General features: G+C 59.2%; 17 protein-coding genes. 8 read left to right on the plus strand and 9 right to left on the minus strand.

The features are described 5' to 3' along the window. Positions 1-125 precede the first annotated feature (125 nt). Positions 126-842, plus strand: a complete 717-nt coding sequence (gene rph / locus ACJ8HA_RS22030; protein WP_442515517.1) for a ribonuclease PH — start codon at positions 126-128, stop codon at positions 840-842. Positions 843-938: 96 nt separating this feature from the next. Then, entirely contained in the window at positions 939-1,580 is a 642-nt protein-coding gene (gene pyrE, locus ACJ8HA_RS22035; protein ID WP_004931204.1) for an orotate phosphoribosyltransferase, read from the plus strand. Positions 1,581-1,611: 31 nt separating this feature from the next. Here pyrE and slmA read toward each other — a convergent pair whose 3' ends face one another. The 3 genes from slmA to coaBC form a co-directional block, all read right to left on the minus strand. Continuing rightward, positions 1,612-2,208, minus strand: a complete 597-nt coding sequence (gene slmA / locus ACJ8HA_RS22040; RefSeq protein ID WP_025304700.1) for a nucleoid occlusion factor SlmA — start codon at positions 2,206-2,208, stop codon at positions 1,612-1,614. A gap of 251 nt (positions 2,209-2,459) precedes the next feature. After that, entirely contained in the window at positions 2,460-2,918 is a 459-nt protein-coding gene (gene dut, locus ACJ8HA_RS22045; protein WP_016929680.1) for a dUTP diphosphatase, read from the minus strand. Beyond that, positions 2,896-4,113: a bifunctional phosphopantothenoylcysteine decarboxylase/phosphopantothenate--cysteine ligase CoaBC gene (coaBC, locus tag ACJ8HA_RS22050; RefSeq protein WP_442515518.1), complete on the minus strand. Its 1,218-nt coding sequence runs from the start codon at positions 4,111-4,113 to the stop codon at positions 2,896-2,898. Before coaBC ends, dut begins: the two co-directional genes overlap by 23 nt. Positions 4,114-4,296: 183 nt before the next feature. Between coaBC and radC the strand changes: the two genes are divergently transcribed. The 4 genes from radC to mutM all read left to right on the plus strand — a co-directional run bounded on the left by radC (position 4,297) and on the right by mutM (position 6,555). Continuing rightward, a complete protein-coding gene (gene radC / locus ACJ8HA_RS22055; protein WP_025304698.1) occupies positions 4,297-4,980 on the plus strand; it encodes a RadC family protein in 684 nt (227 codons plus the stop codon). Positions 4,981-5,242: 262 nt separating this feature from the next. Further along, complete coding sequence (gene rpmB / locus ACJ8HA_RS22060; protein ID WP_004931195.1) at positions 5,243-5,479, plus strand: 50S ribosomal protein L28; 237 nt, start codon at positions 5,243-5,245, stop codon at positions 5,477-5,479. Positions 5,480-5,490: 11 nt separating this feature from the next. After that, the gene (gene rpmG, locus ACJ8HA_RS22065) at positions 5,491-5,658 is read left to right on the plus strand and encodes a 50S ribosomal protein L33 (RefSeq protein WP_002442576.1); all 168 of its coding nucleotides are present in this window, start codon (positions 5,491-5,493) and stop codon (positions 5,656-5,658) included. Positions 5,659-5,739: 81 nt separating this feature from the next. Continuing rightward, positions 5,740-6,555, plus strand: coding sequence for a bifunctional DNA-formamidopyrimidine glycosylase/DNA-(apurinic or apyrimidinic site) lyase (mutM, locus tag ACJ8HA_RS22070; RefSeq protein WP_025304697.1), 816 nt, complete (start codon positions 5,740-5,742; stop codon positions 6,553-6,555). Between the two features lie 3 nt (positions 6,556-6,558). Here the strand turns inward: mutM and coaD are convergent, their stop codons facing one another. The 3 genes from coaD to waaA are packed head-to-tail and all read right to left on the minus strand — an operon-like array spanning position 6,559 to position 9,099. Further along, positions 6,559-7,044: a pantetheine-phosphate adenylyltransferase gene (gene coaD, locus ACJ8HA_RS22075; protein ID WP_004931181.1), complete on the minus strand. Its 486-nt coding sequence runs from the start codon at positions 7,042-7,044 to the stop codon at positions 6,559-6,561. A gap of 3 nt (positions 7,045-7,047) precedes the next feature. Continuing rightward, entirely contained in the window at positions 7,048-7,821 is a 774-nt protein-coding gene (locus tag ACJ8HA_RS22080; RefSeq protein ID WP_025304696.1) for a glycosyltransferase family 2 protein, read from the minus strand. Further along, positions 7,822-9,099 (minus strand): lipid IV(A) 3-deoxy-D-manno-octulosonic acid transferase, encoded by a 1,278-nt coding sequence (gene waaA / locus ACJ8HA_RS22085; protein ID WP_025304695.1) that lies wholly within the window; start codon positions 9,097-9,099, stop codon positions 7,822-7,824. Positions 9,100-9,224: 125 nt separating this feature from the next. Between waaA and ACJ8HA_RS22090 the strand changes: the two genes are divergently transcribed. Beyond that, positions 9,225-10,238 (plus strand): glycosyltransferase family 9 protein, encoded by a 1,014-nt coding sequence (locus tag ACJ8HA_RS22090; RefSeq protein WP_043141040.1) that lies wholly within the window; start codon positions 9,225-9,227, stop codon positions 10,236-10,238. A 44-nt stretch (positions 10,239-10,282) separates the two neighbouring features. Here the strand turns inward: ACJ8HA_RS22090 and ACJ8HA_RS22095 are convergent, their stop codons facing one another. The 3 genes from ACJ8HA_RS22095 to rfaQ are packed head-to-tail and all read right to left on the minus strand — an operon-like array spanning position 10,283 to position 13,592. After that, a complete protein-coding gene (locus ACJ8HA_RS22095) occupies positions 10,283-11,383 on the minus strand; it encodes a glycosyltransferase (RefSeq protein ID WP_442515519.1) in 1,101 nt (366 codons plus the stop codon). 2 nt (positions 11,384-11,385) lie between these two features. Then, positions 11,386-12,513: a glycosyltransferase family 4 protein gene (locus ACJ8HA_RS22100; protein WP_043141035.1), complete on the minus strand. Its 1,128-nt coding sequence runs from the start codon at positions 12,511-12,513 to the stop codon at positions 11,386-11,388. Beyond that, the gene (gene rfaQ, locus ACJ8HA_RS22105; protein ID WP_043141032.1) at positions 12,510-13,592 is read right to left on the minus strand and encodes a putative lipopolysaccharide heptosyltransferase III; all 1,083 of its coding nucleotides are present in this window, start codon (positions 13,590-13,592) and stop codon (positions 12,510-12,512) included. Before rfaQ ends, ACJ8HA_RS22100 begins: the two co-directional genes overlap by 4 nt. Before the next feature lie 210 nt (positions 13,593-13,802). Between rfaQ and ACJ8HA_RS22110 the strand changes: the two genes are divergently transcribed. Next, on the plus strand, positions 13,803-14,759 hold the full coding sequence (locus tag ACJ8HA_RS22110; RefSeq protein ID WP_025304690.1) for a polysaccharide deacetylase family protein: 957 nt from the start codon (positions 13,803-13,805) through the stop codon (positions 14,757-14,759).

Raw genomic sequence — 14,759 nt, forward strand, 5'->3', positions numbered from 1 at the left:
GATGCGTACCCGTAATAGGAAAAGATGGGGCGATTATAGCGTCGCGACTGCGGGCAGGATAGGCATTACGTCACGAAGCCCGTATAATGCGCAGCCAATAGTTGATTTGAAGCCGGAGAGAGCCCATGCGTCCTGCAGGCAGAGCACCACAGCAAGTTCGCCCCCTGACACTGACCCGTCACTATACCAAACACGCTGAAGGCTCAGTGCTGGTTGAGTTTGGCGATACCAAAGTCTTGTGCACCGCCACGGTAGAAGAGGGCGTTCCGCGCTTCCTGAAAGGCCAGGGGCAAGGTTGGATCACCGCCGAGTATGGCATGCTGCCGCGCTCCACCCACAGCCGCAACGCACGTGAAGCCGCCAAAGGCAAACAAGGTGGCCGCACGCTGGAGATCCAGCGCCTGATCGCGCGCTCGCTGCGCGCCGCGGTGGATCTGAAAAAGCTCGGTGAATTCACCATCACCCTCGACTGCGACGTACTGCAGGCCGACGGCGGTACCCGCACCGCCTCCATCTCCGGCGCCTGCGTGGCGCTGGCCGATGCGCTGAACACCCTGGTGACCAACGGCAAGCTGAAAGCCAACCCGATGAAGGGCATGGTAGCGGCGGTTTCCGTCGGCATCGTCAACGGCGAAGCGCTGTGCGATCTGGAGTATGTGGAAGATTCCGCGGCGGAAACCGACATGAACGTGGTGATGATGGAAGACGGCCGCATGATTGAAGTGCAGGGCACCGCCGAAGGCGAGCCGTTCAGCCACGATGAGCTGTTGGCGCTATTGGCGCTGGCCCGAGGGGGCATCGAAACCATCTTCCAGGCGCAGAAAGCGGCGCTGGCGGACTGATTTTTTAAGGCGACTGAGAAGTCGCCTTTTTTATGCCCGACGATCGGGCGGCAGTAATGACAAGACCCAAGCAGATTCAGACGAGGAGAAGCAGTAATGAAAGCCTATCAGCGCCAGTTTATCGAGTTCGCGCTTAACAAGCAGGTATTGAAATTCGGCGAGTTCACCCTGAAATCCGGCCGCACCAGCCCGTATTTCTTCAACGCCGGCCTGTTTAATACCGGGCGCGATCTTGCGCTGTTGGGGCGCTTCTACGCCGAAGCCCTGATGGACTCCGGCATCGATTTCGATCTGCTGTTTGGCCCGGCCTATAAAGGCATTCCTATCGCCACCACCACGGCGGTTGCGCTGGCGGAACACCATGAGCGCGACGTGCCTTACTGCTTTAACCGCAAGGAAGCCAAGACCCACGGCGAGGGTGGTTCGCTGGTCGGCAGCCCGCTGCAGGGGCGTGTGATGCTGGTGGATGATGTGATCACCGCCGGCACCGCGATCCGCGAGTCGATGGAAATCATCGGCGCCAGCGGCGCTTCGCTGGCGGGGGTGCTGATCTCCCTCGACCGTCAGGAACGCGGCCGCGCGGATATCTCCGCCATTCAGGAAGTGGAACGCGACTATCACTGCAAGGTGATTTCGATCGTGACGCTGAAGGACCTGATCGCTTATCTGGAAGAGAAACCGGAAATGGCGGACCACCTGGCGGCGGTGCGCGCTTACCGCGAGCAGTACGGGGTATAAATAAAAACGCCGGGCATGCCCGGCGTTTTCGTTATTGCAGCTGTGCCGCCAATAGCGGCCAGCGGGCGTCGAATTCCTGCGTTGGACGATAGCGGAATTCCGAACGCACATAGCGCGACAACATGCCTTCGCAGAAGGCCAGCAGTTGGCTGGCCAACAGCGTTTCATCGACGATGAAGCCTTTGCCTTCGCGCAATTTGCGCTCTTTCAGCACCTGACGCAGCTGCGCCTCGATGCGTTCGAACAGCTGGTTGATGCGGCCCTGCAGGCGATCCTGTTCAAACATCAGCGCGTGGCCGGTCATGATGCGCGTCAGCCCCGGGTTACGTTCCGCAAAGCCCAGAATCAGCAGTAAAATCAGGCGCAGACGATTAAACGTCTCTTTCTCGTCCTGCAAGATCAGGTTGATGCGGGTGATCAGGCTGTCTTCGATAAACTCGATCAGACTGTCGAACATCCGTGTCTTGCTGGGGAAATGCCGGTACAGCGCAGCTTCAGAAACACCCACGTTCGCGGCGAGCTTGGCGGTGGTAATGCGCTGGCTGCCGTCGCTGGATTCCAGCATCTGGGCTAACGCCTGCAATATTTCCTCGCGCCGATTCCTTTTCGTATTTTCTTTTTCTGCCATGTCTGATTAGACCCTTGCTAAAACTTAACTGACGGAAACCCGGGCACCGGCCGCTGCAGAGCAGGCTCTGTGCGGCTTATGTGATAGCTTTTTTACGATGCTGGGGTCAGCGGCCTTAACGGCCTTTTTCCGCGCTGCCTGGTGTGCGCTGCAATTGTCGCGGTAAAACCTTGCCGCAGAGACATCCTTCTCCCCGGAAAGGCAAGGTTCAGGCGACGTTTCCCTGCCGGCCATCGTGCATTGGGTGGCGCTTAGTGGCGCCCCGAGTGGCCGAAGCCGCCTTCGCCGCGCTCGCTACTGTCGAACTCTTCCACCAGGTTGAATTCGGCCTGCACCACCGGCACGAAGACCATCTGCGCGATGCGTTCGCCCGGCTCGATGGTGAAGTGCTTCTGGCCGCGGTTCCAAACGGACACCATCAGCTGGCCCTGGTAATCGGAGTCGATCAGGCCGACCAGGTTGCCCAGCACGACGCCGTGCTTATGGCCCAGGCCGGAGCGCGGCAGGATCACTGCCGCCAGGCCGGCGTCGGCGATGTGGATCGCGAGGCCGGTGGGCAGCAGCGTGGTTTCACCCGGCGCCAGCTCTACCGCGCTGTCCAGGCAGGCGCGCAGGTCGAGACCGGCGGAGCCCGGCGTGGCGTAGGTCGGTAGCGGGAAATCCTGACCGATACGCGGGTCGAGGATCTTAACGTCGATTTTTTTCATCATAACGGCTGACTATCTCGTCTATTAAACGTTGGCCAAGGAGTGCCTTGTCGCTCAGCGCCAGGCGCTTTTCTCCATCCCGCCAAAAAAGGTGCAGGGCATTGGTGTCGCTGTTGAACCCGTGCTCTGCAAGCGATACATCGTTAGCGCAAATCAAATCCAGCTTCTTACGCGCCAGTTTTTGCCGCGCGTATTCTTCCACATTCTGGGTTTCGGCGGCAAACCCCACGACAAACGGTCGATTTTTGGTCATCGCGGCCACGCCGGCGACGATATCGGGGTTTTTTACCATCTTGAGGACGATTTCATCACCCTGTTTTTTTATTTTTTCATCGGCGATCTGCTCGGGGCGGTAGTCGGCCACGGCGGCGCAGGAGATGAAAATCTGCTGCTGCGCCGCGCGCTGTTGCACCGCCTGCTCCATCTCCAGCGCGCTGGTGACGTCCACTCGGGTGACCGATGGCGGCGTCGGCAGGCTGACCGGCCCGGCGATCAGCGTCACCTGCGCGCCGCGGACGGCGGCGGCGCGGGCGATGGCGAAGCCCATTTTGCCGGAGCTGTGATTGCTGATGAAACGTACCGGATCCAGCGCTTCACGCGTTGGGCCGGCGGTGATCATAACCTGCAAATGTTGCAGATCCTGCGGGGCGGAGAAATGCGCGTTCGCCAGGTCGACGATGTCCAGCGGATCCAGCATGCGGCCCGGGCCGACGTCGCCGCAGGCCTGGCTGCCGCTGTCCGGCCCCCAGAGCAGCATGCCGCGCGTCTGCAGCGTTTGCAGGTTGGCCTGCGTGGCGGCGGCGCGATACATCTGCTGGTTCATGGCGGGGGCGGCGGCGATAGGGGCGTCGGTCGCCAGGCAGACGGTAGTCAGCAGATCGTTGGCCATGCCGGCGGCGACGCGCGCCAGCAGATCGGCGGTCGCCGGCGCCAGAATCACCAGATCCGCCCACTTGCCCAGTTCGATGTGGCCCATGGCGGCTTCGGCGGCGGGATCCAACAGATCGTCGGACACCGGGTAGCCGGAAACGGCCTGCAGCGTCAGTGGCGTAATGAACGCCTTGGCGGCGTGGGTCATCACCACGCGCACTTCTGCACCCCTGTCGCGCAGGCGGCGCACCAGCTCTGGGCATTTGTAGGCGGCGATGCCGCCGCTGATGCCAAGCACAATATGTTTGCCGGAAAGTCCCGTCATCATCATTGTCCGATTGAAAGCCGAAAGATGCGCCATTTTAGCATATCCGCCGTTCAGGTGAGTGATTCCGCAATGGCTGCAGGGCGTTACATTGTGCTTTGCGAAACACTTCGCAATGTTATCAAACACCTGTCGAACGCGCCGGGCAGCACATGGCATGCTGTAGCCCTTTCAGGGAGGAACACGATGAGCAACCCGATTGTGGCGTGCTGGCCGGGCGCGCTGGCGCCGCGTGAAAAGCTGTTGATGCAGGGGGCGGCGGCGCTGTCCGACGCAGAGCTGTTGGCCATTTTCTTGCGCACCGGATTGCCCGGCGTGCACGTGATGCAGCTGGCGGAGCAGCTGCTGCGCCGGTTCGGCTCGCTTTATCACCTGATGTCGGCCGATCATCAGGCTTTTTGTAGCCAAAAAGGCCTGGGGGATGCCAGCTATACGCAGCTGCAGGCGATTGCCGAGCTGGCGCTGCGCTTCTTTTCCAGCCATTTGTCGCAGGAAAACGCCATGCTCAATCCGCGCGTCACCCAGCATTATCTGCAAAGTCTGCTGGCCCATCGCGAGCGAGAGGTCTTTTTGGTATTGTTTTTAGACAATCAGCACCGGGTTATTCGCCATCAGGAGATGTTTGCTGGTACCATCAGCAGCGTCGTCGTCTACCCGAGAGAAATTGTGCGTGAAGCGTTGAAGGCTAATGCCGCCGCGCTGATTCTCGCGCATAATCACCCCTCGGGTAAGGCTGAACCCAGTCATGCCGACCGTTTGATAACGGAACAGGTGGTGAAAGCCTGTCAGTTATTGGAGATCCGAGTGCTCGATCATTTGGTGATCGGTCGGGGTGAATGCGTCTCTTTTGCCGAGCGCGGATGGCTTTAAGCGATTTTTTCGCGATCCTTGTGGGATCTTTAGCTGTTCGGGACTTGAGCACTTACGCTTCAGAGCGTATACTACGCCACCTTTGAGAATCTTGGGTTTGGCGCAAGAGCCTATCTCAGCAGGTTTCTGACCTGATGTGTGGTTTCTACCTGATGACGAGAGTCTCCTCAGTATGAAGTTTGCTGAGATGGGCTCTAAAAGCCTGACGAGGCGGCCATACCCTATACGAAGCTCGAGCTGATTTGATTTTTGGAGAATAGACATGTCCCGAGTCTGCCAAGTTACTGGCAAGCGCCCGGTGAGCGGTAACAACCGTTCCCACGCAATGAACGCGACCAAACGCCGTTTTCTGCCTAACCTGCACTCACACCGTTTTTGGGTTGAGGCTGAGAAGCGCTTTGTAACTCTGCGTGTATCTGCTAAAGGTATGCGTGTTATCGATAAGAAGGGTATTGAGACGGTTCTGGCCGATCTGCGTGCCCGTGGTGAGAAGTATTAAGGAACTGAATCATGGCTAAAGGTGTTCGCGAGAAGATCAAGCTGGTTTCTTCTGCTGGTACTGGTCACTTCTATACCACCACGAAGAACAAGCGTACTAAGCCGGAAAAATTGGAACTGAAGAAATTCGATCCAGTTGTCCGTCAGCACGTAGTATACAAAGAAGCTAAAATTAAATAATTTTAGTGGATTAATGAAAAACCCGGCCTTGGCCGGGTTTTTTGTTTTATAAAGGGTAGAAAACGTCGGAGGGGAAGCCAGATGCCTGAATTACCGGAAGTTGAGACGAGCAGACGCGGTATAGAGCCTTATCTTGTTGGCCACAGCATTCAGTATGCGGTGGTGCGCAACGCGCGCCTGCGCTGGCCGGTTTCCGAGCAGATCCTGACGCTGAGCGATAGGCCGGTGCTCAGCGTGCAGCGCCGAGCCAAATACCTGCTGATCGAGCTGGAGAACGGTTGGATTATCGTGCACCTGGGCATGTCGGGCAGCCTGCGCATGCTGCGCGAGGAGAACGAAGATGAAGCGGGCAAACACGACCACGTCGATTTGGTGATCAGCAACGGCATGATCCTGCGCTATACCGATCCGCGCCGTTTCGGCGCCTGGCTGTGGTGCGAAGACCTGGCGACCAGCAGCGTGTTGGCGCATCTGGGGCCGGAACCGCTGAGTGAAGCGTTCAACGGCGACTACCTGTATGAAAAATCACGCAATAAGCGCACGCTGATCAAACCGTGGCTGATGGATAACAAGCTGGTGGTCGGCGTCGGTAACATTTACGCCAGTGAATCGCTGTTCAGCGCCGGGATCCTGCCCGATCGTCCGGCGGGATCGTTGAGCAAAGCCGAAGCGGAACGGCTGGTGAAGACCATCAAGGCGGTGTTGCAGCGCTCCATCGAGCAGGGCGGTACGACATTGCGCGACTTTTTGCAGTCGGACGGCAAACCGGGGTATTTCGCGCAGGAGTTGCAGGTTTACGGGCGGGCGGGAGAACCTTGCCGCGCGTGCGGCACGCCGATCGAATCCGCCAAGCACGGGCAGCGCAGCACCTTCTTTTGCCGGCGCTGCCAGCGCTGAGCATCACTCGGCGGCGAGCTTCGCCATCAGTGCCTGCGTAACCACGTCAGGCAGGAAAGGCGCGATATCGCCGCCGTGACGCGCGACCTCTTTCACCAGTGAAGAGGAGATGAACGACCACTCTTCGGAAGGCATCAGGAACACGCTTTCCAGCGTCGGCATCAAATGGCGGTTCATGTTCGCCAGCTGCAATTCGTACTCAAAGTCAGACACCGCCCGCAGGCCGCGCACCAGGATATTGGCATTCTGGTGAGCGGCAAAGTGCGCCATCAGCTCGCTGAAACCCAGCACTTCCACATTGTCCAGATGCGAGGTGACCTGCGTCGCCAGCGCCACGCGCTCATCCAGGCTGAACAGCGGCTTTTTGCTCGGGCTGGCGGCGATGGCCAGAATCACGTGATCGAACATCAGCGACGCGCGCGTCACTAAATCCAGGTGGCCGTTGGTCATGGGATCGAAGGTCCCGGGATAGATGGCTTTGCTGGTCATGATTCACTTCTCTGAGTAGTTGCGGCCCAATGCCCATAATGCGGCATATTTATTGAAGGTATATTGCGCGTTGACCACCGCTAACAGCAACCCCTGTTTACCGTCAAGGAAACCGGCCCGCAGCAGCCAGGTTTTGACGAAGGCACCGAGCGTGTGGGTCAGGATGGACAGATAGCCGCAACGCTTGCCGGCCCGGTGGCGTTGCGTGGCCCACTCTTCGGCATAGCGCAGCTGTTTGCGCTGGAAGGCGAAGAAGTCGCGGCAGGTCAGGTGCAGCATATCGCCGCTGAGGGGGATCACTTTGGCGTCGCCGATGTTCAGCGATTCGTGCACCAGATCGTCGTTATAGCGATAGCGTTGGTTGGCGTACAGGCGGTTGACGCGGTCGGGATACCAGCCGCTGTGGCGCATGAAACGGCCAAGGAACAGGTTGCGCCGCGCACAGCTGTAGACGGCGCCGTCGTCCGGTGCGTTCAACACCCGCTCGATGGATTGCCGCAGCTCGGGGGTGACGCGTTCGTCGGCGTCGATCATCAAAACGTAGTCATGACTGGCGTAGCTTTGCGCCAGCTGACGCTGCTTGCCGAATCCTTGCCAGTCGGTGTGCGTGAAGACTTTGGCGCCCAGACTTTCGGCGACGGCGACGCTGTCGTCCTCGCTGCCGGAGTCCAGCACGATGATTTCATCGGCCCAGGCGACAGAGCGCAGGCAGTCCGGCAACAGCCCGGCTTCGTTTTTGGCGATCATCACCACCGACAGGCTTTTGCGGCTGCTCATTCAGTGACTCCGGGGCGGCAGGTGCGGTTCCAGCAGCTGCAGCAGGCGCTGCAACGCTCCCTGATTCTGATACAGCACTTCCACCGCATGGCGGCCGTAGTAGCGACGGTAATCTTCGTCGGTCAACAGGGTTTCCACTTCCTTCACCAGCGAATCCACGTCGGTCACGGTGATCAGGCCTTCGGCCTGCGAGAGCTTGGCGCAGATGTCTTTAAAGTTGAAGGTATGTGGGCCCATCAGCACCGGGATGGCGTGCGCGGCGGCTTCCAGCGGGTTGTGCCCGCCGCGTTCCACCAGGCTGCCGCCGACAAAGGCCAGATCGGCGATGCCGTACAGCAGCATCAGTTCGCCCATGGTATCGCCGATCACCACCTGGGTGCTGCCGGACGGGATTTCGCCGCTGCTGCGCAGGGTGTAGCTGAAGCCGGCCTTCTGCACCAGCTCTTTGGCGGTCGGGAAGCGCTCCGGGTGACGCGGCACCAGGATCAGCAGCAGGTCGGGGTGTTTTTCCAGCAGTTTGCGGTGCGCTTCAAGCAGGATGGTTTCTTCACCGTCATGGGTGCTGGTGGCGATCCACACCGGGCGGCGCGGCGCCCATTGGCGGCGCAATGTAACGGCGCGGGCGGCCAGCTCCGGGGTGACGGAGATATCGAATTTCAGGCTGCCGGTTACGGCCAGCTGCGAGCGTTTCAGGCCCAGTTCGATAAACCGATCGCCGTCTTCCTGGTTCTGTGCGGCGATCAGCGTAATGCGGCGCAGCATATCGCGCATGAATCCGCCAATTTTCTTGTAGCCAGCGGCGGAGCGAGCCGACAGGCGCGCATTGGCGATCACCAGGGGGATTTGCCGCTGATGCAGTGCGTTGATCAGGTTAGGCCATAGCTCGGTTTCCATGATGATCACCAGCTTGGGATTCACCTGGTCGAGGAAGCGGTTCATGGAACCGGGCAGATCGTAGGGCAGATAGACATGATGCACGTCTTTGCCGAAAGCGGACTGGACGCGTTCTGAACCTGTCGGGGTCATTGTGGTCACAGTTATCGGCAAAGCGGGGTAACGATGGCGCAGCGCCCGCACCAGCGGGATGGCCGCCAGCGTTTCGCCGACGGAGACGGAATGCAGCATAATGCCGCCCGGCACGACTTTCCCGGCGCAGAAGCCATAGCGTTCCGCCCAGCGTTTACGGTAGGCTGGAGCTTTGCGGCTGCGCAGCAGTAAGCGGAGCCAGATCAGGGGTTGGATGAGGTAGAGTAGTACCTGATATAAACGCAGCAACATTCTATCAATTTCATTTATATGGGTTATTCGGAATAGTACCATAACTGGAAGGGAAAGGCGCTAATTTGGTAACCTTGGGTGTCAGTTTCAGACAACCGGCGAGCGATTTCGCCGATAGGCTCGGAATGAAGAATATTTTAATTATTCGCCGCGACAACATCGGCGATCTTGTTTGCACTACGCCCTTGATTGAAGGGGTGAAAATTGCCTATCCAGACGCAAAAGTTTATCTGCTGATCAATAAAGTCAGCCAGGACGTTGTTAAAAACAACCCTCATCTCGAGAAAGTCTTTGTCTATAAAAAGGCCAAGCACAAGGCGAAAAATGAAACGACGTTGGGCGTTTATTTCGAACGTCTGATGATCTTCCTGAAGCTGCGCAAAATAAAGTTCGATGCGGTCATTCTGGCCAACCCGGTGCCTTGCAAATACAGCCTGCGTTTAGCAAAAATGGCCGGCGCCACCCATATCATCGGTGCCGATCTGGGCACGAAAGAGATTCAGCGCCCGTTCCGCAAGGACGATTTCCGCGGCCTCCATCAGGTCGAACACACCTACAGCTATTTATCGGCGATCACCGATCAAGCCATTCCGATCCCGCCGGTGCGGGTATTCCTGACGCCGGAAGAGCGGCAATTGGCGGTGCAGCGGCTGCAGGAACGTCTACCGTCGGTCGAACGGGTATGCGCCGTGCATATCAGCAGCCGCAGCCCGAAAAGACGCTGGCCGGTTGAACGCTATGCCGAAATCATCAACCGTCTGACCGCCGATCCCCACACCGGCGTGCTGATCTTCTGGTCGCCGCAGGGCACGCTGGCGCCGGACGACATCGGCGATCGGCAGCGCGCCGAACAGCTGCTGGCGCTGTGCCAAAACGAACGCGTCGCGCTTTATCCGACGGCGTCGGTGCGCGAGCTGTTGGGCGGGTTTGATTTATGCGACCGGGTGCTGTGCAGCGACGGCGGGCAGATGCATCTTGCCGCCGCGTTGAATAAGGACATGGTGGTGTTCTTTGGCGATACCGATAAAACGTCCTGGCATCCATGGACTGGCCGCCATCATATTTTGCAGAGTGAGTCGGGGCACTGTGAAGATGTTTCTGTCGATGAGGTTTGGCAGAAAATGCAGGCACTCAGCTAACGAAGAAAATAAGGCAGGTATCACCTGCCTTATTTATTTTTTTATTATTTTTCTTTCAGCTCAATATATTGACGGCAAATAGGGTCCAGCCCATAGTTCAGCAATTGCTGTTGATTTATCTGTGGCGGATTGGCGTAAATTTCCGCCATTTTTTCTGCCAGCGACGCTTCGTTTAATTCCGCCAACGCGTTAGCCATGCCGGCTTTTTCCAGAATTTCCGCAGGGCCGCCCGGACAGCGGGTGCTAACCACCGGCGTGCCGCACAACAGCGATTCTACCAGCACATTGCCAAACCCTTCGCTATCGGAGCTGAGCACCAACAGCGAGGCATGGCGGATAAACGGATAGGGATTGGCCTGGAAACCGAGGAATAGCACGCGCTCTGCGATACCCAAGTCTGCCGCCAGACGCTTGACCTCGGCGACGCGGGCGTCATCCCCGGTGCCGATCAAAGCCAGCGGCGCCTGAATACCGGATTGCACATAGGCTTTCAGCAGGCGGTCATGCCGCTTGGTGGCGTGAAAGCGGCCGACGTGCACCAGATAGTCCTGACCGGCCAGTTCGCAAGGTGCCGCCGCCTGTTGCCGGATGGCGTCGATGTCGAACGGGTTATTGATGACCGCCAGCCGACGCGGGCGGATCGGCAAATTCTGCTGCAGATCGCCGCCGACCGCCTGTGAAACGGCGACGATATTTCTCCCCTGGTAAACGTTGGCGATTTTACGTTGCTTGAGCCAGCGATCCAGGCCTTTGCGGTGGCCGAGGTAGGAGGTGGAGAGAATGCCGTGAATGCAGAACCACAGGCGATCCGAAGCCAGCCGCTTGCTGCGGCTGACGATGCGATCGGTTTTGTGCAGGTTGGAGAACACCAGATCGAACGCGCCGTGTTGGCGCTCGTGTTCGGCTATCTCCCGATCCAGCGCGGTGGCGCGGCGCGACAGCTCGGTCAGCTTGCGCCAGGGGGCACGGCTGCGATCGGCCACCACCTGATAATCAATGCCTGACGGGATAGGGTAATTGCAGACGTCACGCAGCGAGATCAGACTGACGTCATGCCCCTGTTGCTGCATGCCCTGGCACAGGGTCAGCACCACTTTTTCCGCGCCGCCTCCCGGCAGGCCATCGATGATCATCAGAATACGCATAGCTAATCCAGTAACCGGTTATAGAGGGAAATGAGCTGTTCGGAGAGATGCGCCGGCGTAGCCGTCATAATGCGCAATCTTGCCGCTTCGCCCATGGAGGATCCCAGCGCCTGGCGCGGCAGCGCCCGAATGGCTTCCGTGATGGCCGGCACGTCGAGCGCGTCGGTCACGAAGCCGTTCTGGCCCGGGGTGATAAACTCGGCGCCGCCGCAGGTGGTGCTGGTGATAACCGGCAGGCCGCAGGACATCGCTTCCAGAATCACATTCGGGAACGGATCGTACAGCGTCGGCAGCAGCAGCGCGTCCGCGGCCTGATAGAACGGCAAGGTCTGTTTCTGCACGCCCATAAAGTGAATGCGATCGCCGCAGCCCAGCGACTGCGCCAGCGCCCGGTAGCGTTTTTCGGCCTTGTCTTTACCGACCACCAGGAGGTGGCTGTCGGTCACCGCCACGGCGCGGATGGCGGCGGCCAGCCCTTTGCGCTCGAAACCGGAGCCGACGAAGACCAGGCAGTGCGCCTGTTGCGGGATCTGATATTGCTCGCGCAGACGCCGGCGCTGGGCCTCGTCGGCGGGCGGGAACTTTTGGTTGTCGATGGCGTTATAGATCACCGTGATTTTGTCGGCGGGCACGCCAAAGTCGGCGATGATTTCCTGCTTGATCATCTCGGCGTTGCAGATGACGGCTTTCAGCTCCGGCGCGGCGTACATGGCGCGTTCGGCGCACATCACATAGCGGTGATAGCGGTTGGAGAACAGCCACTTGCGGCGCCACTCTGGCAGCAGACGCGCGCGTTGCAGCAGCCAGCGGCGGTGTACGCCGTCGCCGGCGCGGTAGATGTCGCAGCCGGGAATGCGTTCGTGGCTTTGCACCAGATCGAAGCGCTCTTTCTGCCACAGCGCCCTGGCCGCCACGGCGAAGCCCCGTTCGCGGCTGATGCGGCCGAGCTTTAACGGATTGCACAGGTGAATGTGCCAGTTGGGATTGGCGTCACCTTGCCATTCGCGGGTGATGACGTTCAGATCGAGATCCTGTTGTTCCAGCGCTTCCAGGGCGCGGGAAACGAAACGTTCGGCTCCGCCGTCCGGGCGGTATTTTTGGCGAACGATCGCCAAACGAAATGCTTTCATGCCAGCGTGCTCCGCGCGGCTGCAATCACCGCGTCTGTAGGAATAAGGTCGAGATACCGTTCGTCTGTGCCGGTATCAATGGCGTCCGGATCGGGCAGTTCGCCGAAGTCGCCGGCCCAGATCACGGCGCCGGTAGCCTGCCACGGCCGCCAGAAAGTCAGCTTGGAAGGGCCGAACAGCGCCACGCACGGCGTTTGCAGCGCGGCGGCCATGTGCATCGGCACTGAATCCACGCCGATAAACAGCTTGGCGTGATCAATCAGGGCGGCCAGTTGGCGCAGCGTCAGCTGGCCGGCCAACGAGATTACGCCCTGCGGCGGGCAGAGCGCCAAAATGCGCTCTACCATGGCTTGTTCTCTGGCGTCGGGGCCGGAGGTGATCACCAACTGGTGTCCGTCGGCCTGCAAGGCGGTGAGGGTGGCGGCCATTTTCTCTTCGCTCCAGCATTTGAAGAACCAGCGCGAGGTGGGCTGCACCACAATATAACTGCCGGCGACGCCCTGTTTCTGCAACCGTTGCTCACAGGTCTGCCAATCCTGCGGATCGTAACTCATGGTGACATGCTCATTGAGCGTGGGCAGGTTCAGCGGCGCCAGCAACGAGAGATTTTGTTCGACGGTATGCAGGTGGGCGTGATTGTCGACCGGCACCAGCTGCGTGTGACAGTGGCGCCACAGGAAGCCGCGACGTTTGGGGAAATCGAAGCCCAAACGGATGCGCGCGCCGGTCAGGCGCGTGATGATGGCGCTGCGCCACTGATCGGCCAGATTGACCACCAGATCGTAGCGCTGCGCCTTCAGGCGGCGCAGCAGCGCCAGCTCGTGCCCCAGATGCGCGCGGACGCCCTGTTTCTTCCATTGGCGGTCGATGGCGAACAGCGTCGACAGTTCCGGATTACTGGCCAGCATCTCCTGCGTTTCCTGATACAGCAGCACATCGATCTGCGCCTGCGGGTAGTTTTGCCGCAGGCTGCTGATGACCGGCGTGACCAGCAGCATATCGCCGTGATGGCGCAGTTTTATGATCAAAATACGCTGTACGGATGGGGCGGAAGTTAGTGCTGGCGCGTCGTTCATCATGAGTCGCTTTCTGGGAAACCAATCTTTGATTCTAAATGACCCGATCGCATGTGGCTACTGTTGCACGGTTTTCTTGCCGGGCCGCAAAAAAATCGCCGAGCCGGGGACGAATGCGCTTCAACGTTGTCCAAACCAGGCAGCAAAGTCGTTTGCCCTGGCGAAACGGCCTGCGTAACATAGTGCATTCTGTTGATATCAGGCTCGATATTCATGACTAAACCGGCGTTTCTCATCACCATTGATACCGAAGGCGATAATCTGTGGCAAAACCACGATCGCATCGCGACCGAAAACACGCGTTTCTTGCCGCGCTTTCAGGCGCTGTGCGAGAAATACGCCTTCAAGCCGGTTTATCTCACCAACTATGAAATGGCGATGGACCCGGCTTACGTCGAGTTCGCGCGCGACGTGATCGCCCGCGACGCCGGCGAGGTCGGCATGCACCTGCACGCCTGGAACAGCCCGCCGTTGACGCCGCTGACCGACGATGACTGGCGCCACAAGCCTTATTTGATCGAGTATCCCGCCGATCAGATCCGCGCCAAGGTCGATCACATGACCAAGCTGCTGGAAGATGCCTTCCAGACCAAAATGCTTAGCCATCGCGCCGGCCGTTGGGCGTTCAACGAATACTATGCCTCACTGCTGCTGGAATACGGCTATCAGGTGGACTGTTCGGTGACGCCGCGGGTCAACTGGCAGTTTTCGCCGGGTAACCCGCAGGGCAACGGCGGTACCGATTACAGCCGGTTCCCGTCGCAGGCCTATTTCATCGATCCGCAGAACATCGCCAAGCCGGGCGCTTCGGCGCTGCTGGAAGTGCCGATGAGCATCCAGTACAAGCATTCGGCGCTGATGAATGCGTTCAAGCAGGGCTATGATCGGCTGCGCGGCAAGCGCCGTTCGCCGTCCGTCAACTGGCTGCGGCCGAGTGGCGGCAACGTGGCCAAGATGATCAGCGTGGCCGAGACGTCGCTGGCGCAGGGGCATGACTACGTCGAGTTTATGCTGCACTCCTCCGAGTTTATGCCGGGCGGCAGCCCGACGTTCAAAACTGAACAGGATATCGAAGTGCTGTACCGCGATCTGGAGCAGCTGTTTGACTGGCTGCAGCAGCGCACGGTGGGCATGACGCTGGCCGAGTATTATCAACTTAAAGCGAACTAA

The organism is Serratia sp. CY33802 (assembly GCF_052169095.1).
Taxonomy (GTDB): Bacteria; Pseudomonadota; Gammaproteobacteria; order Enterobacterales; family Enterobacteriaceae; genus Serratia; species Serratia bockelmannii.

What these genes read in the sequence shown, in the direction of transcription:
- rph (WP_442515517.1), top strand. Translation starts at nt 126, where the DNA reads ATGCGTCCTGCAGGCAGAGCACCACAGCAAGTTCGCCCCCTGACACTG.
- pyrE (WP_004931204.1), top strand. Translation starts at nt 939, where the DNA reads ATGAAAGCCTATCAGCGCCAGTTTATCGAGTTCGCGCTTAACAAGCAG.
- slmA (WP_025304700.1), bottom strand. Translation starts at nt 2,208, where the DNA reads ATGGCAGAAAAAGAAAATACGAAAAGGAATCGGCGCGAGGAAATATTG.
- dut (WP_016929680.1), bottom strand. Translation starts at nt 2,918, where the DNA reads ATGATGAAAAAAATCGACGTTAAGATCCTCGACCCGCGTATCGGTCAG.
- coaBC (WP_442515518.1), bottom strand. Translation starts at nt 4,113, where the DNA reads ATGATGACGGGACTTTCCGGCAAACATATTGTGCTTGGCATCAGCGGC.
- radC (WP_025304698.1), top strand. Translation starts at nt 4,297, where the DNA reads ATGAGCAACCCGATTGTGGCGTGCTGGCCGGGCGCGCTGGCGCCGCGT.
- rpmB (WP_004931195.1), top strand. Translation starts at nt 5,243, where the DNA reads ATGTCCCGAGTCTGCCAAGTTACTGGCAAGCGCCCGGTGAGCGGTAAC.
- rpmG (WP_002442576.1), top strand. Translation starts at nt 5,491, where the DNA reads ATGGCTAAAGGTGTTCGCGAGAAGATCAAGCTGGTTTCTTCTGCTGGT.
- mutM (WP_025304697.1), top strand. Translation starts at nt 5,740, where the DNA reads ATGCCTGAATTACCGGAAGTTGAGACGAGCAGACGCGGTATAGAGCCT.
- coaD (WP_004931181.1), bottom strand. Translation starts at nt 7,044, where the DNA reads ATGACCAGCAAAGCCATCTATCCCGGGACCTTCGATCCCATGACCAAC.
- ACJ8HA_RS22080 (WP_025304696.1), bottom strand. Translation starts at nt 7,821, where the DNA reads ATGAGCAGCCGCAAAAGCCTGTCGGTGGTGATGATCGCCAAAAACGAA.
- waaA (WP_025304695.1), bottom strand. Translation starts at nt 9,099, where the DNA reads ATGTTGCTGCGTTTATATCAGGTACTACTCTACCTCATCCAACCCCTG.
- ACJ8HA_RS22090 (WP_043141040.1), top strand. Translation starts at nt 9,225, where the DNA reads ATGAAGAATATTTTAATTATTCGCCGCGACAACATCGGCGATCTTGTT.
- ACJ8HA_RS22095 (WP_442515519.1), bottom strand. Translation starts at nt 11,383, where the DNA reads ATGCGTATTCTGATGATCATCGATGGCCTGCCGGGAGGCGGCGCGGAA.
- ACJ8HA_RS22100 (WP_043141035.1), bottom strand. Translation starts at nt 12,513, where the DNA reads ATGAAAGCATTTCGTTTGGCGATCGTTCGCCAAAAATACCGCCCGGAC.
- rfaQ (WP_043141032.1), bottom strand. Translation starts at nt 13,592, where the DNA reads ATGATGAACGACGCGCCAGCACTAACTTCCGCCCCATCCGTACAGCGT.
- ACJ8HA_RS22110 (WP_025304690.1), top strand. Translation starts at nt 13,803, where the DNA reads ATGACTAAACCGGCGTTTCTCATCACCATTGATACCGAAGGCGATAAT.